The sequence below is a fragment of the Williamsia deligens genome, from assembly GCF_024171765.1.
GTDB classification, from domain to species: Bacteria; Actinomycetota; Actinomycetes; order Mycobacteriales; family Mycobacteriaceae; genus Williamsia_A; species Williamsia_A deligens.
Genome location: NZ_JAMTCI010000001.1, coordinates 2,001,551 through 2,023,325 on the forward strand (window position 1 = coordinate 2,001,551; position 21,775 = coordinate 2,023,325).

At 71.3% G+C, this 21,775-nt stretch carries 12 protein-coding genes; 8 read left to right on the forward strand and 4 right to left on the reverse strand.

Features of this window, described 5'->3' with window-relative positions; genetic code table 11:
• Window positions 1-75 precede the first annotated feature (75 nt).
• From LX14_RS09525 to LX14_RS09535, 3 genes are read left to right on the forward strand one after another with little or no spacing between them, the layout of a single operon-like run.
• Window positions 76-3,270, forward strand: a complete 3,195-nt coding sequence (locus tag LX14_RS09525; protein WP_253646974.1) for an SMC family protein — start codon at window positions 76-78, stop codon at window positions 3,268-3,270.
• Complete coding sequence (locus LX14_RS09530; protein ID WP_253646975.1) at window positions 3,270-4,796, forward strand: O-antigen ligase family protein; 1,527 nt, start codon at window positions 3,270-3,272, stop codon at window positions 4,794-4,796. Before LX14_RS09525 ends, LX14_RS09530 begins: the two co-directional genes overlap by 1 nt.
• Window positions 4,793-6,157, forward strand: coding sequence for a P-loop NTPase family protein (locus LX14_RS09535; protein WP_253646976.1), 1,365 nt, complete (start codon window positions 4,793-4,795; stop codon window positions 6,155-6,157). The genes LX14_RS09530 and LX14_RS09535 overlap by 4 nt, the downstream gene beginning before the upstream one ends.
• Here the strand turns inward: LX14_RS09535 and LX14_RS09540 are convergent.
• From LX14_RS09540 to LX14_RS09550, 3 genes are read right to left on the reverse strand one after another with little or no spacing between them, the layout of a single operon-like run.
• Window positions 6,123-7,451 carry a GNAT family N-acetyltransferase gene (locus LX14_RS09540; RefSeq protein ID WP_253646977.1) on the reverse strand — a complete coding sequence of 443 codons (1,329 nt, stop codon included), beginning with the start codon at window positions 7,449-7,451 and terminating at the stop codon, window positions 6,123-6,125. The genes LX14_RS09535 and LX14_RS09540 overlap by 35 nt on opposite strands.
• On the reverse strand, window positions 7,435-9,024 hold the full coding sequence (locus tag LX14_RS09545) for an oligosaccharide flippase family protein (protein ID WP_253646978.1): 1,590 nt from the start codon (window positions 9,022-9,024) through the stop codon (window positions 7,435-7,437). The genes LX14_RS09540 and LX14_RS09545 overlap by 17 nt, the downstream gene beginning before the upstream one ends.
• A complete protein-coding gene (locus LX14_RS09550; RefSeq protein ID WP_253646979.1) occupies window positions 9,021-10,439 on the reverse strand; it encodes a polysaccharide pyruvyl transferase family protein in 1,419 nt (472 codons plus the stop codon). The genes LX14_RS09545 and LX14_RS09550 overlap by 4 nt, the downstream gene beginning before the upstream one ends.
• 216 nt (window positions 10,440-10,655) lie before the next feature.
• Between LX14_RS09550 and LX14_RS09555 the strand changes: the two genes are divergently transcribed.
• Window positions 10,656-13,955 carry a glycosyltransferase family 4 protein gene (locus LX14_RS09555; protein WP_253646980.1) on the forward strand — a complete coding sequence of 1,100 codons (3,300 nt, stop codon included), beginning with the start codon at window positions 10,656-10,658 and terminating at the stop codon, window positions 13,953-13,955.
• On the opposite strand, the gene LX14_RS09560 is transcribed toward LX14_RS09555, so the two are convergent.
• Window positions 13,937-15,250, reverse strand: a complete 1,314-nt coding sequence (locus LX14_RS09560) for a phenylacetate--CoA ligase family protein (RefSeq protein WP_253646981.1) — start codon at window positions 15,248-15,250, stop codon at window positions 13,937-13,939. The genes LX14_RS09555 and LX14_RS09560 overlap by 19 nt on opposite strands.
• A 78-nt stretch (window positions 15,251-15,328) precedes the next feature.
• Here LX14_RS09560 and LX14_RS09565 point away from each other — a divergent pair, with 78 nt between their 5' ends.
• From LX14_RS09565 to LX14_RS09580, 4 genes are read left to right on the forward strand one after another with little or no spacing between them, the layout of a single operon-like run.
• On the forward strand, window positions 15,329-17,491 hold the full coding sequence (locus LX14_RS09565; protein WP_253646982.1) for a heparinase II/III domain-containing protein: 2,163 nt from the start codon (window positions 15,329-15,331) through the stop codon (window positions 17,489-17,491).
• A 45-nt stretch (window positions 17,492-17,536) separates the two neighbouring features.
• Window positions 17,537-18,991 carry a nucleotide sugar dehydrogenase gene (locus LX14_RS09570; protein WP_253646983.1) on the forward strand — a complete coding sequence of 485 codons (1,455 nt, stop codon included), beginning with the start codon at window positions 17,537-17,539 and terminating at the stop codon, window positions 18,989-18,991.
• A 4-nt stretch (window positions 18,992-18,995) separates the two neighbouring features.
• Window positions 18,996-21,242, forward strand: a complete 2,247-nt coding sequence (locus LX14_RS09575; RefSeq protein ID WP_253646984.1) for a glycosyltransferase — start codon at window positions 18,996-18,998, stop codon at window positions 21,240-21,242.
• Window positions 21,239-21,775, forward strand: a complete 537-nt coding sequence (locus LX14_RS09580; protein ID WP_253646985.1) for a YdcF family protein — start codon at window positions 21,239-21,241, stop codon at window positions 21,773-21,775. The genes LX14_RS09575 and LX14_RS09580 overlap by 4 nt, the downstream gene beginning before the upstream one ends.

Sequence of the window (21,775 nt, forward strand, 5' to 3'; positions counted from 1 at the left end):
CGGCCTGGGAACTGTTGGCGCGGGCGGTGATTCACCGTCGCACACGTTCGTCAAGGGGGGGCCTTGAATTATTTCGTGAACCAGCTGCTGCGTGTCCGCCGCCGCTGGTATGTGGTGGTGGCCGTCACACTGGTGACGCTGGTCGGAGCGTTCGTCGCCGGGATCGGTGACCGCACCACGTACTCGGCCAAAGCCGCGCTGTCCGCCAGCTCGCCGACATCGGAGAACAGTCCGTACGCGCTGGCGCTCGCATACATCTATCTCTTCAACGACGCCTCGTTCCAGGACGCCCTGGTGCGCAAGGCGAAGGTGCCGTCCGGCGTCACGAGTGTCGCGGAGCCGGCCACCGTCGGCAGCATCTTCTACATCGACGCCACCGCGTCGTCGCCCGAGGCGGCCCGCTCGGCCGCGTCGGCGCTCGCATCGACCTTCCGCACCGAGATCAACGGTGCCCTCGAGGACGCGAAGCGCCAGACCATCAACTCGGTCGAGGCGCCGTTCGAGCAGCGCTACGCGCAGCGGCTCGACGTCCCCGGCGACGAGCGCGCGGGGCTGCAGGACCAGATCAACACGATCAACGCGAACACCAACGGGATGATCAACTCGGTCGGCCTCGACTCCGCGGTCACGGCGTCGTCGCCGCAGCGGACGACCACCCTGCTGACCGCGCTCGGCGGCGGTCTCGTCGTCGGCCTCCTCGTCGCCCTCGGCGTCGACATCGCCTCACGGCGCGTGCGCACCGGTTTCGACGTGACCGACAAGACCGCCTTCACGACGGCACTGACGGTCGCCGATCCCGACGACGCCGGTGGCTCGGCGCGCACCGCCGATCTCCGCCACCTCGCCAACCGACTGGTCTCCGGGTCCGAGACCCGCCCGCAGGTGATCGCCGTGATCGCCGCGCAGTCGGGCGCATCCGCGGCCGCGCGGCAGCTCGCCGGATCGATGGCGAGTGCACTCGGCACCTCGGAGGTGCCGTCGTTGCTCGTCCGCACCGACACCCGCCGTCCGGTCGGCCCGTCGGCGCGACCGGGTTTCGTCGACGTGCTCGTCGATCCCGACCGTGATCTCCACGAGCTGACCACAGCCGCCGTCGACGGCGTCTGTGTGATGGAGCCGGGCAATCGCGTCCTCGACCCGATCGGCGTGGTCACCCGGTCGCGGGTCGCGAAGTTCCTCGATGCCGCGCGCAAGCACGCCGAGGTCGTGGTGATCGAGTCGCCGATCGTGCTCGAATCGCCGGAGGCGCAGATCATCTGCGCCCAGACCGACGTCGTGGTCACCGTGGTCGACCCGCTCACCGCGACCGTCGCCGAGGTGTCGGAGACCTATCGGCTGCTCGCCGAGGTCAAGGCCCCGATCGGTCCCGTCGTCGTGATGGCGGCTCCACCGGTCGCGGCGCCGCCGCTGCCGGCGAGTCCGGTCAAGGCGCTGCTGACGACGGTGGAGCAGGACGAGCCTCCCGCCGTCGAGGCGTCGGAGGCCGTCGAGGCCGAGACCGTCGGCGCCATCGAGGCCGCGTCGCCCGCGGCCCCCGGGGCGGCACCGGTCGAGCTCGAAGCGGCCGACGTCGACATGTCCGAGCCCGAACCGTGGGAAACCGAGTCGGTCCAGCCCGTGACGGCCACGGTCGGCACCGCCGACTCCGACAGTCAGTCGGCCGACGACGACGAGGTCGTCGACGATGCCGACGTGGTGCCGGAGACCGACCAGGACGCACCCGCCGAGGAGATCCCGGCGAGCGCCGAGGTCGTCGCCACGTCGGTTCCGGCCGTCCGTCCGATGGCTGCGCGAACCGAGGTGACACCCGCTCGTCGTCCGCTGGAGAAGCGGCTCGGCCGCGCACTGCAGAAGGCCAACCGACTGCGGCTGGGTGAGATGGCCGCGGCTCGACGGACTCCACTCGCGCGTCCTGTCGTCGCACCGCGGGTGTCGGCGCCGGTGCCGCCGCCGGTGGACGAGGAGTCGGAGGAGTTCCTGCCCTACCGGCCGCTGCGCTCGCCGGTGATCAAGAACGAGCACCCGGCAGCGCCTGAGCCCGAGGTCGAGGTCGAGGTCGAACCGACCGACGTCGTCGAGCCCGAGGTCGTCGAACCCGAGGTCGAGCCGGAGCCGGAGGCAGTTGTCGAACCCGAGCCCGAGGCCGAGCCGGAGGCGGTTGCCGAGCCTGAAGTCGAGGTCGAGCCCGAGCCCGAGCCCGAGCCGGAGGCGGACGTCGTCGAGGAACCTGATGTCATCGAGGAGGTCGTCGTGATCACCGAACCCGGGGCCGACACCACCGGTCCGGACACCACAGGTCTCGACGCGGGCGTCGTCGAGTCCGGCGCGCCCACAGACCAGTTCGCGGCGATGCCGGCGACACCGACACCCGCACAGGGTGATCCGTTCGCCTTCGAGCGGCACGCTGCCGCGCAACGCGCCGCGCACGACGAGTTCCTGCGCGAGCAGGCGCTGCGTGAGCGCTGGGAGGCCGAGCAGCGGGCCCGGCAGCAGTGGGTGCGTGATCAGGAGGCCCGCGAGCGCCGTGACCGTGAGCGTCGCGCGCAGGAGGAACTCGCCCGTCGACAGGCAGTGCAGGAACGATTGGCACGCCAGCAGTGGGCGCGCGAGCAGGCCGCCCGCGAGGAGGCCGATCGCAAGGAGCGGGAGCGCCTGGAGCGGGAACGCGTCGATCGCCTCGAGCGGGAGCGGATCGCCCGTGAGCGTGCCGAGCGCCAGCAGCTCGAGCGGATCGAGCGGGCGCGCGCTGCGCACCTCGAGCGGGAGCGTGTGGCGCGCGCGGAGGCCGCACGGCGCCGGCTGGCGCAGGAGCAGCGGGAGCGCGACGAGCGCGCCGCGGTGGAACGTGCTGTCGCGGAACGCCTGAAGGCCGAGCGCCTGGCGGCCGAGCGCCTCGAGGAGGAGCGTCGCGAGATCGAGCGTCGCCTCGAGGTGGAGCGACAGGCGCGTGAGCAGCTCGAGCGTGAGTTGGCGCTGCAGCAGCAGGTCGCCCGCGAGCAGTTCGCGCAGGAGCAGTGGGCGCAGTACCGCCTCGCGCAGGAGCGGTGGCTGGAGGACCAGTGGGCCCGGTACCGCGTCGAGCAGCAGCGGTGGCTGCAGCAGCGTGCCGCAGGTGTCGACGTGCCGCCGCCCGTCCCGCCGTCGCCGAACGCGGTGCCCCCGAATGTCGTGTCGCAGAACGCCGTGTCGCAGAACGTCACCTCGCCGCACGCCGTGTCCGGTGGGCGCGTGGTCGAGGGGTCCGTCGAGCGTCGCGACACCACTCGCTGATGACCTCGCGGTTCGAGGGGGCGGTCACCACACTGCTCCCGGGTAGGCGCGTGCTGCTCGCGACCGGCGCCGCCGCGGTCGCCGTCGCGATCGTGGCCGCCGGCGTCTCGCGGGGATCGGTGATTGCCGTCGTCGGAGCGCCGATCGCACTGCTCGTCGCGGTGGTCGCCGTGTGGCTCGGCCTGCGTCATCCGTTGGTCGCCCTGGGATACTTCCTGTTCGCGCTCTTCCTGCGGTTGGCGCTCCCGCGCATCCTCCCGGTCGACCCGTTCCTGCCGGCGTTCGTCGGGCTGCTGCTGTCGACCGCCATCTGGGGATGGGCGAACCGGGAACGTCTGCCGCGACCCGGAGTGGTCGAGCTGGTGATGGCGATCTACCTCGGCTACAACGTCGTCTCGACGGTGTTGCCGCACGAGTACGGCGCCGGCGCGTTCATCCCGACGGCGGAGCCCATCAACCTGTTCCGCATGATCCTGTCGTCGACCGCGATGCCGTTCGCCCTGTACTTCGTGGGACGCACCATCGGTAACGACGCGCGTCGCGCCCGCGTCGTGATGTGGTTCATGGTGGCGATCGGTGCCTACTCGACGCTGGTCAGCATCGGGCAGTTCCATGCGCCGGGTCTGGTCTGGCCGCGCTACATCGTCTCGGATCCGAACTGGGTCGGACGTGCGAACGGCGTCCCCAATCAGCCTGTCGTGAACGGGATCATCATCCTGCTCGGCTTCATCTGCGCCATGTATCTCGCGTCGCGGCCGGAGAGTGGGCGGGCCGCGCGGGTGATCGCCGGCGTCGTCGCGGCGACGTCGGTCTACGCCGTGTTCCTCACGCACACACGGATCATCTACCTCGCTCTCGTCCTGGTGCTGGTCGTGGCGGCGGTCATCGCCCGCGGGTACCGTACGGGTTTCGTCCTCATCGGCGCGCTCGGGGCAGCAGCGGTGGTGGCGAACTGGTCGACGTTCACCAGCTCCGACCGCGCCAAGGGCGGGGTCGGGTCGACCAGCGAGGTGCTCGACCGCCTCAACACCGCCGCGACGAGCTTCTGGGGGTTCCAGGAGAAGCCCGTCTTCGGGTGGGGTCTGGGTCGGTTCATCTCGCTGAACACGCTGCACCACCAGCAGTGGACCCCCAGCACGCCGTTCGACCGTGGTCTCGGGATCGCCCCGCACTTCAACGAACTCGGCATCCTGTCGGATCTCGGGATCGTCGGCCTGGTCCTCTGGCTGGCCGTCCTGGCCGGCCTGATCGTGCATCTGGTGATCGCCTATCGAGCGGTTCCGTCCGACGCCCTCACCGACAGCGACCGCACGCGTCGCGCCGTCGTGGTGACCGCGATCCTCGGACTGCTCGTCATGGTCACCGCCGGGACGTCGGTCGATCTCCGACTGTTCGACCTGCCCGTGGTCGCCACCCTGTTGCTCGTCGGGCTCGCCGTCGGCGCCGCCGAGCGCCAACGACGCCCACGCCATCCGTCACTACCCGAGGTCACGGCCACGCCGTCCCGGGAGGAGGTTCCCGCATGACCGAGGTCCGAGATCGCATCCTGCACCGGTGGTGGGTCGTCGTCGCCGCCGTGGTGGTCGCCGTCGTCGTCGCCGTCCTGATGACCACCGGCCGCGACACCGACTACACCAGCAAGGCGGCCCTGACGACGTACTCGGCCAACCGTGCCCCGGAGCAGGACGCGGTGTTGATCCAGAGTTATGTCGACTTCTTCGACAACGGCGCCAACCAGCAGGCGTTGCGGGCGGCCGCTCGTGTCCCCGCCGACGTGACCTTCACCGCGCAGCCCGTCGCGACCGGCCCGATCATGTTCATCGTGGCGACCGGTCCAGACGCGTCGACGGTCCCCGCGGCGGCCGAGGCGATGGCGAACGCGTTCCGCGACAGCATCAACCAGGGTGTGCAGCGCACCCGGCAGTCCGCGATCGACGCCCTGCAGAAGCCGTTCGCGGAGAGGCAGGCGCGGGGTGATCAGGTGTTGCCGCAGGAGCGGGTCCAGCTGTCGCAGTCGATCGACGAGCTGAATAGCGACACGAGTGGACGACTCCAGGACCTCACCTCGGCCAGTGCGGCGACCGCCGACCGTCCGGCGGTGGCGGCCACCGTGTCCGTCGCGGTCGTGGTGGGTCTCCTCCTCGGTGCCGTCATTGCCTGGCTGATCGGTGGCTGGGCCCCCCGTCTGCGGCGGCCGGACCAGGTGCGAGAGGTGATGGGCGTGCGGACCTTCGACGCGTCGGGTGACGGCGGTTCGGACCGCCGGCTGCAGATGCGCCACGTGGTCAACGCCCTCTCCTTCGACGATCTGCCGGTGCCGTCGGTGGTGGCCGTCGTCGGGGTGGGGGGTCGCACGGGTTCGTCCTTCGTCGCGGAGGAACTCGCCCGTATCCGTTCGGCGCAGGGGGTCGACGTCGCGCTCGTCCGTACCGTGCGCGACGGGGACTTCGCCGGGATCGGCATGGTCGACGTGTTGCGCACCACCGACGGTGACACCGTCGACGCCCACCGGCTCGACGATGCTCTCCACCCCGCCGATCGCCTGGGGGCGTCGGTCACCGTCCTCGGCGCCGGTGGTGAGGAGTCCGTCGATCCCTACGACGTGATGAACCGTCAGAACGTGACCGAACTGATCGGGCTGCTGCGCAAGCGGTTCGACGTGACGGTGGTGGAGTGCGCTCCGGTCGACACCGCCGCGGAGGCGCAGTTGCTGTGCTCCACCGCGGACCGCACGCTGATCGCCGTCGAGTCGGGCGTCCTCAGCCCGACCCGCGGTCGCCGCGCCGCAGACCTGTTGCGTCAGTCGGAGATCGACCCGTTCGCCGCGGTGCTGGTCACCGGGGACTCCGAGCTCACGCCGTCGCGGCTCCTGTCCTCGTCGCGCTGACACCCCATAGGTTCACGACCCCGGCGGGCCGCCCGTAGGCGGCGCCGTCGATGCGGCCCTCGTCGCGGAATCCCGCGGCGTCGGCGATCCGGTTCGCGTGCTCGTCGTCGGGATCGGTGATCGTCGTGATCCGTTCGAGTCGCAGCAGGTTCGTCGCCACGTCGACGATCTCGCCGACCGCGGCGGCCATGGCTGCGTCGGTCGTCGCCGACGCCCGCGGGTCACGGGTGACGAACAGCTCGGCGAAGCCCAGGCTGCGGTTCATCCCGACCAGCGCGATGCGGCCCACCGCGCGGTGGTCGGCGACGATGTCGTAGGCCACGTCGGCCTCGTCCGTGTCGAACCAGGCGCAGTCGCGCATCGGGGTGCAGATGTCGTCGAAGGCGTGGCTGCGGCGTCCCGGGGACATGGCCGTCGCCACCCCCCGACGGCGGAGGCGGAGGTCGGTGCCGGTCACGCCGATCCCGGCGGGGACCGGCGCGGGCATCATCCGCCGCAGCCGACGGCGCAGCCCGCCGAGCGCGAAGCGTGTCATCGAGGTGGCGTCCGCGAGGCTGCGCGGTCGTTCCCGACCGTGACGGGCCGGTCGGGTCAGCGTGGCCACGTCGACAGCGGGCGCGCCCGGATCCACGCGGCGGATCGCGACGGTAGTGAGACCGCCGGTCGGGAGATGGTCCCGGTCGAGGACCCAGAGGTCGTGGGCGACGATGTCGTCGGCGCCGGTGGGTGCCCAGCCGGGCAGCGTCGCCTCGCGGCGGAAACCCGCCCGCTCCGATGCGCGGGCGGCGGCGAGGTTGTCGGCGGCGGTCGGTGCGACGATCCGGCGGAGGCCCATCGCACCGAACGCATGGTCGGCGATGAGGCCGACGGCGAGGGTCGCGACACCGCTGCGGGCGAGTGCGGAGTCGATCCAGACGCCGAGTTCGGCTGTGCCGGTGGCGTGATCGATCGCGGTCAGGATGCACTGCCCGGCGAACTCCCCGTCGACCTCGATGGCGCAGGGCAGCGAGCGACCCCGTAGCGCGGCGGCGCGCGCGGCGAGGACCTCGCGGACCCACTCGTTGCGGCGGTGGCGGTCCGGCCAGGAGTGGTCGTTCCTCACCCAGAAGGGTTCGATCAGCGACTGGTCCCGGAGGCGTACCTCGCGCCAGCGTCCGTGGTCGTCGAGAACAGGAGGACGTAGCCGCACCCGGCGGTCGCCGAGCATGACCGGGCCGAGCACCACGGGCCCGCCCGACCCGGCGTGACGGGTCGAGGACTCGGGCCTGCGCGGTCGGTCAGTCCGGAAAGGCACCGCCGTCTCCGTCCCCCGAGAGCATGTCGACGTCCGCCCCTGTGCGCCGCTGCGTCAGGCGCGACGCGACCATCGTCGCTGCCCGGAGCAGGCTGCGAGCCGACGACGGTGCCGTCACGGCCAGCGCGATCAGGTACACCACACCGAAGACCAGGCCCGCGACCACGAGACACCCGAGTGCGGGGAGCAGCGCGCGGTCGGCACTGGTGAGCACGTGGCGGTCGAGCACCCACGTGACGACGGTCGCGATGACCGCGGCCGGCACCGGCGGCAGCACCGCGCGGGCGACGTCACCCCAGCCCACCTCGACGAGCGGGATGGCCAGTCCGGTCACCACGAGGCCGACGACCACCGCGGTGATCGACAGCGAGAGTGCAGCACCGTCGAGTTCGAACGCGGACACCAGCAGCACGAGGGTGCCGATGCCGAGCAGCACCTCCGCGGCGGTGTACCAGTTCAGCAGCGCCGTGCGGTCGCAGGCCTTGATGACCTCCTCACCCACACTGATCAGGGCCTTCCCGACGCCGAGTCCCGCCATGAGGCTGACCGCCACACCGGCGGGGTGCCACGGCTCGCCGAAGACGACGGTGACCGCGGGGGAACCCAGAGCCACCATCAGCCCGGAGAGCGCGGCGGCACCGACGATCACCCACCGCAATGCGCGGAGGTACGCGGCACGCAACCGCATCCGGTCCCCGGCCATCTGCGAGAAGGCGGGGAACAGGGACACCGCGCCGATCTCGATGATGGCGCGGACGGGCATCTGTGAGATGCGCTGGCCGTAGCGAAAGTTGCCCAGTGCGGACTGGGTGAGCCCGCGTCCGACGACGACGGTCTCCATCGCGTTCTGCACGCGGGCGCCGATCCCGCCGAGCACCAGCGGCAACCCGTAGCGGGCGAGCTCACGCCAGAGCGTGCGAGAGGCCTTGCCCCGGCCCGGCCGCCAGTCGGTGATGAGCCAGATGGTGATCGCCCACGTGATGAACGAGGCGTACATGCCGACGACGAGACTCCACACGCCGAGACCCGCCGCCGCCAGGGACACCGCGACCACGGCGTAGGCAACGGCCACCGACGGCCCGACGACGAGCCGGCGCCGAACGCTGAACGCGCGCTGCAGCATCGACTCCGGGACGTTGGTGACGGAGAAGATCACGAGTGTGCCCGAGGTGATGGCGGCGATCATGGCGGCCGTGGAACTGTCGAACACGATGCCGACCACGGGTGCCGCGGCGAGCGCACCGAGCGACATCACGACTCCGCCCCCGAGGGTGGCCCAGAAGACCGTCTCGGCGGCGTCGGTGATGTCCCCGCCTCGCTGGACGAGGCCCGCGCGCAGTCCACCCTCGACGAACTCCCCGAGGAAGCTCGTGATGACCGTGCCGGAGACGAAGATCCCGACCTCGGCGGGTGTGAGCAACCGTGCCAGCGCGATCGTCTGGACCAGCGTCAGGACCTCGCCGAACACCAGCGCGATCGCCGATGCCGCCGCGACACGGCCGATCCGCCCCCGCAGCGACGGCCCCGCGACGACGGCGTCGTCGTCGGGCTCCAGGCCGGTGGCCGAGCTCATCGGGCGTCGGACGTCGTCTCGGGCTCGACGAGTGCGAAGACGTCGTCGAACACCGCACGGCTCAGGGCGATCTGCTCGCGGGCGGCTTCCCGAAGGCGTGCGCGGACGGTGGGCGCCTGCGTCCACGCGTCGGCGATGGCCGTCGACAGGCGCGAGGCGAGCGCGGGGTCGTCGAGGGCGATCATCGTCAGACCGTCCCCGAACATGTCCCCGAGACCGAGGAACTTGTCGTCGTAGTACTCCGACGAGGTCAGCGCGACGACCGGGATGCCCTGCGAGAGGGCGAACACCGCGAGGTGGTACGCACCCGTCACCAGGACCCGGCACTGCGAGACGCGACCCGCGACCGCAGCCGGGTCCACGTACCGCGGCAGTGGCGGGACGACGTGGTTGGCACCGGCGACCAACGGCAGGGTGGAGCGGCGATCCTGGTCGCGGTACTCCGCGATGATCAGGGGCAGCAACGGTGCCTGCAGCCGCTGGGCGGCGGTGCGCACAGCCAGGCCCACGGTGTGGCGCGCGTCCTCGTCGACGGGTGCGTAGCCCGCGACCCGGAGACAGAACCCGATCCCGGCACCGAGAGTCCCTCCGCCGGTGCCACTCTCGGTGTTCGGGATGACCCCGTAGGCGAGCTCGATCGCGTCGTCGCCGGTGACCCGGACGCGCTCGGGGGCGACCCCGAGGCGGTCGGCGACGAGCGGTCCACGGCGGCGCTCCCGCAGCGCGACGATCTCGACCGACCGCATCGCCTCACGGCCCAGCGCGAGCAGCGTCGGGTCGTCGAGAGGGCCCAGCCCCTGTCCGACCATCGCCACGGGCACACCGCTGTCCCCGGCGTGGCGGATCAACGAGAAGACCCGACGGCATTGCGCCGCATCGGCATCGGTGATGTAACCGCCGCCGAGGACGACCAGCATCGTCGACTCCCGGACCGCCCGGTGGGAACCGATGTGCGGCTTCGCGCGGGGCGTGATGGGCGGCGCGACCGTCCCGGTGACGAGGCTGCGCAACCGCCGTCGGGCGCCACGCGCCTTCTGCGGCACGAAGCTCCGCGTGCGCAACCACGCCATGACGCCCGGCCCGACCACTGCAGGGCCGACGCGCGCGGCGAGTTCCTGGACGGGGGTCGGCGGGGCCCACGGGTCCTCGTCGAACACCGTGATGCCCTCGGCGTCAGGGAAATAGGCCCGGAGCAGAACGGGCGAATCGGTCAGCACACCGATCCGCGCGGTCGGCCAGCGCTCCCGCAGCCGGCGGATGGTGACGGCCAGCATGGCCAGATCACCGTTGTTACGCAGCCAGTACTCGCTGTTCTCGATCAGGATGCGGATCTCTGTCGACCCGCTGTGTCCCGCATCCCCCGATGCCGGATCCCTGTCGAGAACTCGCGATGCGCTGCAATCGTCAACAGACACGTCGAGACTTCCTCCCCGCGGTATAGGATGACACGGCTGTTCGCCGCCCGCCACAACGGGGGCAGGTCGTCGGGGAGGACGACCACGCGCAGCGTTGATCGAGGGGGAGATGTGGTGCGCCGACACGATGGCGGCCGACGCCCGACCCGGCCACGGGTCCTGTGGGCGTCCACGAGTCGTACGACCAGGGGCGGAGTGGCCTCGACGGTGTCCGCGGTGTTCTCGACACCGCTGGCGGAGTCGTGGTCCATCAGGCATGTCAGCACCCACCGCGACGGCCCCGCCGCCGTGAAGGTGCTCACATTCCTCGTGGGCACAGCGCGATTCGTCGCGGAGCTGATCGTCCGGCGCCCGGCGGTGGTGCACCTGCACACCGCCTCCTACGGCAGCTTCGTCCGCAAGGCGGTGCTCGCGGCCCTCGCCCGCGCCGCCGGTGTCCCGGTCGTCCTGCACGTCCACGGCGCCGAGTTCCACCTCTTCACCGCCCGGCTCCCGCGACCGCTGCGGTCCGTGGTGGTGCACACGCTCACCACGGCGGCCGCCGTGATCGCGCTCGGCCCGGGGTGGGCCAGGCGCCTGTCGGAGATCGCCCCCGACGCCCGGGTCGTCGTGGTGCCCAACGCGGTTCGCGCGCCGGAGACGGCAGCACCATCCTCCGATCGCGACGACGCCCGACCGGTGCAGGTGCTCTTCCTCGGCCGGGTGGGTGACCGGAAGGGCACGTTCGACCTCCTGCGCGCCTGGGCGGCGGCAGACGTCGGCGACACCGCGCACCTGACCGTCGCGGGTGACGGCGCCGTCGATGCGGCCCGGGCGTTGGTCCACGAACTCGCCGTCGACGACTCGGTGGAGATCGTCGGGTGGGTCGACTCCGAGACGGTCGCCACACTGCTCGACCGGTCCGATGTGCTCGCGCTGCCGTCGCACGACGAGGGGCAGCCGATGGCCGTCCTCGAGGCGATGGCCGCCGGGCTCTGCATCGTCGCGAGCCCGGTCGGCGGCGTTCCCGACATCCTCGACGAGGACTGCGCCGTCCTCGTCGAACCCGGCGACGTCGCAGGGATCACCGACGCCCTGACCTCGGTGATCCACGACGACGACCTGCGCCGACGACTTGCCGCGTCCGCGCACCGGCGGTTCCGGGAGGAGTTCGACGTCGACGTCGTGTGGCGCCGCGTCGACGATCTGTACCGCGAGATCACCGGCTCGGCGGTCGAGCCGCCGGACCGGCCGCTGCGGGTCATGCACGTGGTGCCCGACCTCCGAATCGGCGGTGCGGAACGGCACGTCGCCACCCTGATGCCCGCACTCGACCGCGAACGGTTCTCGCCCTCGGTGGTCTGCATCGGCGAGCCCGGAGAACTCTTCGCCGACCTGGTGGAGGCCGGCGTGCCCGCCGTGGCCCTGCGCCGCACCCGGCGTGACGCGGTCCGTGCCCTGCGAGACCTCGTACGCCACATGCGCACCGAGCGTCCCGACGTCGTCCTGACGCGGGGGTACAACGCCGACATGCTGGGGCGCGCCGCAGCGCTGATCGCGGGAGTGCCCCATCGCGCGACGTGGATCCATCACGTGGCGACGGAGGACGACCGCCCGGCGGTGCGGAGGCTCGCCGACCGTCTGTTGGAACGGTGCACCGACCGGCACCTGTGTGTCGCGCACGCCCAGGTGCCGTTCGTCGTCGACGATCTCGGTCACCCGCGCGACAAGGTCGTGGTGGTGCACAACGGGATCGACGTCGCCGCGTTCACGGACCTGACGGCCGCCCCGCGCACACCGGTGACTCTCCCCGGACTCGACGGGACCGGCCCGGTCATCGGCACGGTGTCGGCGATGCGACCCGAGAAGGACCACGCCACCTTGCTGCACGCCGCGGCCCGCATCGCCCGCGACATCCCTGACCTGCGGGTGCTCGTCGTGGGCGACGGCCCCGAGCGGGAGCGGGCGGAATCACTCGCGCGGCACCTCGGGATCGCATCCCGGACGGCCTTCGTCGGGGCGAGGTCGGACGTGCCCGCGATGCTGGCGGCGATGGACCTGTTCGTGCTGTCCTCGGACTCCGTCGAGTGTCTGCCGATGGCGCTGCTCGAGGCGATGGCGTCGGGGCTACCCGCGGTGTGCACGGACGTGGGTGGTCTCGGTGAGCTCATCGACGACGGCGTCACCGGGCATCTCGTGCCGATCCATGATCCCGCTGCGCTCGCCGCCGCGGCCACACCGCTTCTCGTCGATCCCGCACGGGCGCGGGAGATGGGTGCGGCGGCACGAGCCCGTGCCGCCGAGCACTTCGACCTGTCGCTGATGGTGTCGCGCACCCAGGACGCGCTGCGCGACATCGTGGATCCGGCGCCCCCGGCGGCAGCGGAGCCGATCACGATGACGGTCGTGATGGACCTGACGTTCGTCGGCGGTGCCGAGAAGTTGTTGCTGGACCTGTGCGCTGTCGTCGACCGGTCCGTGCTGGTGCCCCGCATCGTGTGTCTGCGCGAGGAGGGGCCGCTCGCGGCGCGATTCCGGGATCTCGGGGTGCCGGTCGACGTCGTGGCCGGGCGCTACGCCGTCGATCCCCGACGGGTCACCGACCTCGCCCGCCACCTGCGCCGGACCGGTACCGACGTCGTGCTCGTCGCCCATCACCATCGCGCCGCCCTGGCCGTGGGGCGCGCCGCGGCGGCACTGGTACGCATCCCGAGCGTCGTCGCCGCGCACGACATGGACCTCACCTCGGTCGGTCGCAGGGTCCTGCCGCGGTCGGCCGTCGCGACACTGGCCGCGTCCCGTGCGCTGATCCTGCTGTCGCCGGCGCAGGGCGCCTACCTGCGACGCGAGGAGGGTGTCGGCGCCACCGCGTGGTCACGGACGCGGGAGGTGGTGATCGGCAACGGGATCGCGCTGCCGCCCGCGCCGACGGCGGACCGTCGTGGCCGTGCCCGGGCCGCACTGGGTCTCGCCGACGACCACATGGCCGTCGGCATCGTCGCCCGGTTGTCGGCGCAGAAGGCGCACGAGGTGGCGTTCGCCGCGTTCGCCAAGGTCCTCGCGGATCGACCGACCGCGGTGCTGCTCGTCGTCGGCACGGGTGAGCGGGAGGACGAACTGCGCACGCTCGCCGTCGATCTCGGTGTCGCGTCCCGTGTGCGGTTCCTCGGGGTGCGCGACGACGTCCCCGAACTGCTGCCGGGACTGGACGTCTCGGTCCTGTCGTCGGTGCACGAGGGTGTGCCGTTGGTGCTGGCCGAGTCCATGGCCGCGGGTGTGCCGGTGGTGGCCACCGACTGTGGGTCCGTCGCCGACATCGTGACCGACGGCGTCGAAGGCCACGTGGTGCCCGTCGGCGCCCACGACGTCCTGGCCGATCGCCTCATCGCGCTCGCCGCGGACCCGGCGCTGCGTCGCCGCCTCGGCGACGCGGGACGGGCCCGAGCAGAACGGGACTTCGACATCGCGTCGACTGCCCGTGGCTACGAGAGGCTGATGCACGAGGTGGTGCGCGGGAGTCAGACCCCGACCACGTAGGCCGACTTCACCTTGCCGCCGGTCGGTGCGGGGAGCGCGTCGAGCACGGTGACGTCCACGTGCTGCCCCGGACCGAACATCCGGTCGACGTTGCGCTGCACCTGACGGTCGGTGACGTCACGGTCCCACCCGTCGCCGGGCACGACACGGACCTCGAACCGGCCGGCGCGGTGTTGGACGATCTGGACCCCGCGGACGCCCACCAGGTCGTCGACGACGGTGGACGGGACCGGGAGCGCGCGGCCGTCGGCGGCGGTGAACACGTCCTCGGACCGGCCGGCGATCTCACCGATCCGACCGAAGGGCCGCCCGCACGGGCACGGCGTGTCCGTCGCGGGACCGACCTGATCGCCGGTGCGGTAGCGCAGCAGCGGGAACCCACGGTTGTGCAACCCGGTCCCGACGATCTCCCAGCGGTCGGCGACGCCGGGCACCGGGAGGAGCTCCAGGACGCCGTAGTCGTCGAAGACGTGGTTGGTCCCGTGCTCGCAGTTGCCCGTCATGACCACCCGCTCGGTCTGCCCGTAGTGGTCCACGATCGGCGCGTCGAACACCGATCGCATCAGGGCGCGCGCGGGACCGCCGATCACCTCCGACGACGTGATGATCCCGCGCAGCGGGAGGGTGCGTCCGGCGTCGGCGAGCAGACCGGCGAGCACCGCGATGCTGGACGGCCAGCCCTCGACGGCCTGCGGTCCGAACTCGTCGACGGCCTCGAGGATTGCCGGGAGGTGGTCGGGTGTGAGGTGGAAGCTCGACACCATCAGTTGTCGGTTCCCGTTCAGTCGGCGCACGGGCGCGCCGTCGGTGTCGGCAGCGAAGTCGCTGCCGCGCAGCACGATCCGTGGTGTGTCGGAATCCATGCCGAACCACCGCCACTGACGTTCCTGGGCGCACAACTCGTACACCGACGAGTTCGGCGTCCGCATCACCGTCACCGGGCGCCCCGAAGTCCCCGATGTGCTCGCGGGCCACATCAGTCGCTCCGGTAGCGCGCAGAAGTCCCGGCGTCGATCGGTCACGGCGACACGGTCGGTGGTCGGGATGAGCGTCAGGTCTGCCGCGGTGCGGATGTCGCGTGGGTCGATCCCGTGCTCGGCGAACAACTCCCGATAGAACGGGGATCGTCGTGCCGCCCAGCGCACCTGGGCGCGCAGCCGTCGGTCCCGCTGTCGGGCGAGATCCTCCGGCGACGCCTGTTCCGCCCACGCCAGCTGCCGACGTGCGATCGATCGATATGGATGTGCGCGACGCAACCGGTGTTTGACGTCGACGCCCGCCCCCCGCGGTGCCATCGCTTCCCCCTCGTGATTCTTCCCCACATCGATGATGACATCTCCGAGGTGAGGATCGCGAACGCTAGTGTCACCGACGTGCACAAGGTCACCTGGTACCGGCGCCGACTGGCGACCATGTCGGCGCGTGAGATCGCCTGGCGGGTCCGCAGCACGGTCGCCGGACGCCTCCGTCGCGTCGTGGCCCGCGAGCCGGCGGGCGGCCTCCCGCCCGGCTGGACCGAGCAGACCGCGCGACAGGCGCTCGACGCGCTGCGGGCGGGCCGAGGTGCGGCCCTCCTCACCCCGCAGCGTGCCGCCGACATCGCCGCCCGCCACCCCGAGATCGTCGACGAGGTCGTCGGCGCGGCGGACGACGCCCTGGCCGGCCGGTTCACGTACTTCGGCTATCCGACAGCCCATCTCACCCGCCCCATCGACTGGGGGCACGACCCGATCCGGGACCTGCGCTGGCCGGACCTGTCTGCCGATCGCATCGACCACCGGACCGTCGACGGTGACGTGAAGTGGATCTGGGAACTGAACCGTCTGCAGCACCTGCCGGTCCTTGCACAGGCATGGCTGTACACGGGCGACGACCGCTACGCCGACGCCGTCCTCGACGATCTCGAGTCCTGGACGGCGGCGAACCCGCCCGGACACGGGATCGCTTGGCGTGGCGCGTTCGAGGCCGGGATCCGGGCGATCTCCGTCGTCACCGCCGTCGCCGGCCTCGCCACGGCGCCGCAGCTCACCGCGGAACGGTTCGCCCCGATCGCGCAGCTGCTGGACGCCTCGGCGCGCTACTGCGTCCGCGGACGGTCGCGGTTCAGCTCGGCCAACAACCACCTCGTCGGAGAGCTCGCCGGGCTCGCCGCCACCGCACTCACCGTCCCCGACCTCCCCGGTGCCGCGGACTGGGAACGCATCGCGGTGGCCGGACTCGTCGCCGAGGCGGACCGACAGATCCTGCCGGACGGTGTGGGCGCCGAGCAGGCGATCGGCTATCAGATCTTCACCGCCGAACTGTTCGTCGTCGTCGCCTGCCTGCTGGCCGATCGGGGGCGTGAGGTGCCGTCCGCGCTGGTCGCGACGATCGACCGGGGTGCCGGGTTCCTCCGCGACCTGGGTGCCCCCACCCCCAGGATCGGCGACGACGACGAGGGCGTCGCCCTGCGATGGGGCGCCGAACCGGTGCGGACCGTCGCACACCACCTCGACCTCGTCGCCGGCATCCACGACGGCGCCGCCCCTGCCGGCGCACCCACCACCGCCGCACGCGAGTGGATGGCCGCCACGATCGCCGGCGCACGCCTGGCACCCGATGCCGCCGCATCGAGCGCGGTGCACGGCGTCGACGGATCGGTGTGGTTCCCCGACGGCGGGCTCGTCGTCCTGCGACGCCCGGGACGCCGCGTCACCGTCGACGTCGCGCCGCTGGGATACCTCGCGATCGCGGCGCACGGCCACGCCGACGCCCTCGCGATCACCGTCGCCGACGACGACGGCGAGATCGTCGAGGACCCGGGCACGGGCAGCTACTACGGACACCCGGCGTGGCGAGAGGTGCTGCGCGGCACAGCAGCTCACGCCACCGTCACCGTCGACGGACGGGATCAGTCGGACATGGGTGGGCCCTTCCTGTGGACACGCCATGCGCGGGTCCGGGTCCGCGCGGTCGACCTGGACGCCGGGGTCGTCGACGCCGAGCACTACGGGTACGACGACGGGCCCGACGGGGTCGTCCACCGGCGATGGGTGATCACCCCACCCGACGACGTGCTGCCGGGCGTGCTCGTCGTCGACCGTGTGACCGGTGCCGGGCTGCACACGGTCACGTCGACGTTCCCGCTCGCCCCGGCGATCGACATCGATCCCGACGACGCGCGCGACTCGCCCACGATCGGTCTCCGGCGCGGAGACACCTCAGTCGGGTTCATCACGTCGGCGGCCACCGTCCCGATCCGCCCCTGGCGGGTCCGCGGTGACGAATCGACGCATCGTGGCTGGTCGAGCGCCCGACTGGAGCAGAGAACGCCGGCGTGGTGGGTCGGTGTCGACTCATCGGAACGCGTGAGAGCGGTCTCGTCGGCGTCCTTCATCGCCGTCACAAAGGGCAGTGCGCTACGCTGCGAACTGTCCCTGTCGGATGACGGATCACTGATCCGCGTCCACCTGCTGTGCGAGGGGGTACGGCGGGAGTGCGTGGTCGACACGCACGGGGATGGGCGGGTGGCGTTCACGATCGAGGCGTCGTCCTGACCCAGGGGAGAACAACCATCGATCTCGCAGTGGGGGGAATACTGCATGAGCACCATCGCGTCCTTCGACGCTGTCCGAACGATGGGCGACGACGCCGATCACCGTGATCGCAGATCCGGTGCATCGGGCGGAGAGCCCACGTCGCGCCACCACCTGCCGCCGGATGACGGCGCGCGTGCGGCCGTCCTGAGCGTCTTCGGGCTCGGGTACGTCGGGTGTGTCTCCGCAGCGTGTTTCGCCGCGCGTGGCCACCGGGTGATCGGCGTCGACGTCAACCCGTCGAAGACGCAGTTCCTCCGGGAGGGCCGTGCACCGGTCATCGAGGAACGCATCGGTGAGCTCACCGCGGGTGTCGTCGAGTCGGGCATGCTCGACGTGGACGACAACGCCCGTCGTGCGGTGCTCTCCAGCGACATCACGATCGTCTGCGTCGGCACCCCGTCGGGATCCGGCGGCGGCCTGTCGACGGTCCACCTCTGCAGTGCCAGTGAGGAGATCGGCGCCGCACTGCGGGAGAAGGACGACTTCCACGTCGTCGTCTTCCGCAGCACCATGGTCCCCGGTACCTGTGAGGACCTGCTGATCCCGATCCTCGAGCGCGAGTCCGGCAAGCGCGCCGGCATCGACTTCGGCGTGTGCGTCAACCCGGAGTTCCTGCGCGAGGGGAGCTCGGTGCGTGACTTCATGACCCCGCCCAAGACCGTCGTCGGCGAGACCGACGAGCGCAGTGGTGCCATGGTGATGGACCTCTACGAGGGCCTGTCGGGCAAGCGGTTCCGCGTCCCGCTGCGGGTGGCGGAGATGACCAAGTACGTGGACAACAGCTTCCATGCACTCAAGGTCGCGTTCGGCAACGAGATCGGCACCATCTGTGCAGAACTCGGCCTGGACTCCCACGCCGTCATGGAGATCTTCTTCGCCGACACCAAGTTGAACATCAGCGACGCCTATCTGCGTCCGGGTTTCGCCTTCGGGGGTTCGTGCCTCCCCAAGGACGTCCGTGCCCTGATGCACACGGCGCGCCAGCGGGACATCGAACTGCCCGTCATCGGCAACATCATGTCGTCCAACGAGACCCAGATCCGGCGCGTGATCGACATGATCATCGCCACCGGCAAGCGCCGTGTCGGTCTCTACGGCCTGTCGTTCAAGTCCGGTACCGACGATCTGCGGGAGAGCCCGCTCGTCGAGTTGGTGGAACGCCTGCTGGGCAAGGGATTCGACGTCCGCATCCACGACGAGAACGTGACGCTGTCGTCCATCGTCGGGGCGAATCGTGACTACATCACCGAGCACCTGCCGCATGTCGGCGAGCTGCTCACCGCCTCGGTGGACGAGGTGATGGAGCACGGCGACGTGATCGTCGTCGCCAGCGCCGAGCCCGAGGTCGTCGAGGCGATCGACAACGCGTCCGCCGACACCCTCGTCATCGATCTCGTCCGACTGCCGGGAGCGGAGACGCGTCGGCACGCCGAAAACTACAGCGGCATCGGGTGGTGACGTCGTGGAGCACCACACCCCGCAGCGTGGCGGGCGGTCGGACGTGCGCCCACTCGTCAGCTTCCTGACGACGGCCTACAAGACCGAGCACCTCGTCGGCGAGACGATCGACTCCGTCCTCGCCCAGACCCGCGGTGACTGGGAACTCGTCGTCGTCGACAACGGCAACTCCGCGGAGATGGCCGCCGTGGTCGGCGCCTACCTCGACGACGACCGGATCCGCCTGGTGCGTCAGGAGAACGCCGGCTACGCGGGCGGGGTCATGGCTGCCGCCGCGGTCGCCCGGGGTCGGTTCGTCTGCGTCCTCGACAGCGACGACCACGTGCTCCCCGACTTCTGCCGGCGGGTCGGCGAGGAGATCGCCGCGCGACCGGACGTCGCCGCGGTGTGCGTGGACGCCCACCGTTTCGCCGAGGGCGACCAGGACCTCCCCGTCGACTACCTGCGGTCGGTCGGTGTCGACCGACCGGATCCGACGGCGCCACTGCGGTTCCGCGACGTCCTCGCCGGGACGGTGCCGTACTACTCGGCGGCGATCCGCGCGGACGCGTGGGACGCGGTGGGCGGATACGACCCGGGCATGGAGGGCGTCGACGAGTCTGTCGTCATCTGGTTGCGGCTGACCCGGGACCATGACGTGCGCATGATCCCGGATGTGCTGGCGCGCTATCGGATCCGCTCGGACTCGCTGTCCCGTGACGCCGCGAAGGTCGAGGGGTTCGAGGACGCACTGGAGCGGTCGTTCGCCTCGGCCCGACCTCTGGCGGACCCTGCCGACGACGCGATCCTGCAGACGACACTGGACCGGATGGCGGCCCTGCGTGAGATCCGCAGGGCCCGCTGGGCACTCGTCGAGGGGGACACCGCCTCCGCACGACGCGCGGCATGGCGGTCGCTGCGCCGGCGCCGCTCGGTGCGGGCCGCGCTGCTCGTGGTCGGTCTGACGCTGGCTCCCGGTCTGTTGCGCCGGGTGCGCCCGGCCAAGAACGCCGTCCAGGACCGTCTGACCGCAGTCGTCGACAGCCGCCGGTCCCGGCGGGATCGGACGCGCCGGTCGCACATCCTCGTCCTCGTCGAGAACCTGTCGGTGCCGATGGACCGCCGCGTGTGGCAGGAGAGCCGCGCGCTGACCGAGGCCGGCCACCGGGTGACGGTGATCTGCCCGATGGGGACGACCACCGACACCGCGGCAGAGGAGACCATCGACGGTGTCCGCATCCTGCGGTACCCGCTGACCGCCGCGACGGGCGGCCCCGCGGGTTACCTGCGCGAGTATCCGGTCGCCCTGCTCCACACCGTGCGCCTCGCCGCGCGGGTCGCGATGCGGTCGCGGGTGGACGTCGTGCACGGGTGCAACCCGCCCGACTTCTTCTTCCTGGTCGGTCTGCTGCTGCGCCTGCGCGGTGCACGGTTCGTCTTCGACCAGCACGACCTCGTCCCCGAGCTGTTCGCATCCCGGTTCGAGAGCGGGGGACCGTTGGCACTCGTGCTCGACCGCGCGACCCGACTCCTCGAACGCCTCACGTACGCGAGCGCCACCGGCGTCATCGCGACGAACGAGAGCTACCGCCGGACAGCGATCGACCGCGGTGGCTGCGCGCCCGACGATGTCACGGTGGTGCGCAGCGCCCCGGACCTGTCGCGGTTCGTGGCACGGACCCCGGACGACTCCCTGCGCCGTGGCCGTCGCCACCTGGCCGCGTACCTCGGGGTCATGGGGCCCCAGGACGGCGTCGACCACGCCCTGCGCGCGCTGGCCCATCTCCGACACGACCTCGGCCGCGAGGACCTGCACACCATCGTGATGGGCTCGGGCGACGAGTTCGACTCGCTGGTCGCGCTGGCCCGCGAGCTGCGGATCGACGACGTCGTGGAGTTCACCGGTCGGGTGCCCGACGAGTTCGTGCAGCGGTGCCTGTCGACGGCGGACGTGTGCCTGTCGCCGGACCCGCTCAACCCGCTGAACGACGTGTCGACGATGAACAAGGTCGTCGAGTACATGGCGATGGGGCGCCCGCTGGTCTCGTACGACCTGCGCGAGGCGCGGGTGTCGGCGGGTGACGCGGCGCTGTACGTGCCGGGCAACGACGTCGAGGCGTTCGGTCGCGGCATAGCCACCCTGCTCGACGATCCCGAACGCCGCGAGAAGATGGGCATCCTCGGGCGCGAACGCGTCGAGCGCGAGCTGTCGTGGGAGAATTCGACCCGGTCACTGCTGGCGTTCTACGAGAGGGTCCTGTCGCGCGGGTGAGGAAGAAGCTGACGATCGCCGGGATCGTCGCGGCGCTCGTCGTCGTGGTCGCCGCCGCCGGCCTCCCGGTCTATGTCCACCCGCAGATCGACGGTCCGCGCCACGCCGACGCCATCCTGGTGATCGGTGGGGCGGGTGGTGAGACTCGGTACCGCTACGGGCTCGACCTCGCCCGCGAGGGCTATGCGTCGACCGTGGTGATGAGCAACCCCGAACACCTCCTCGACGACACCGGTCTGTGTGCCGAGCGGATACCGGGTGTGCGGGTGGAGTGTTTCGAACCCGATCCGTCGACGACCCGCGGCGAGGCGCAGCACCTGCGCACACTGGCCGAGCAGCGCGGATGGCGGTCGGTGGTGGTCGTCACGTTCCGTCCCCACATCTCGCGGGCGCGGTACATCGTCGAACGGTGCTTCCCGGGACAGGTCTCGATGGCCGTCAGCCCGCAGAAGATCTCCTGGTACTACTGGCCGTTCGCGTACGTCTACCAGACCGCCGGGTACATCCGCGCCTGGCTGCAGGGCGGCTGCTGA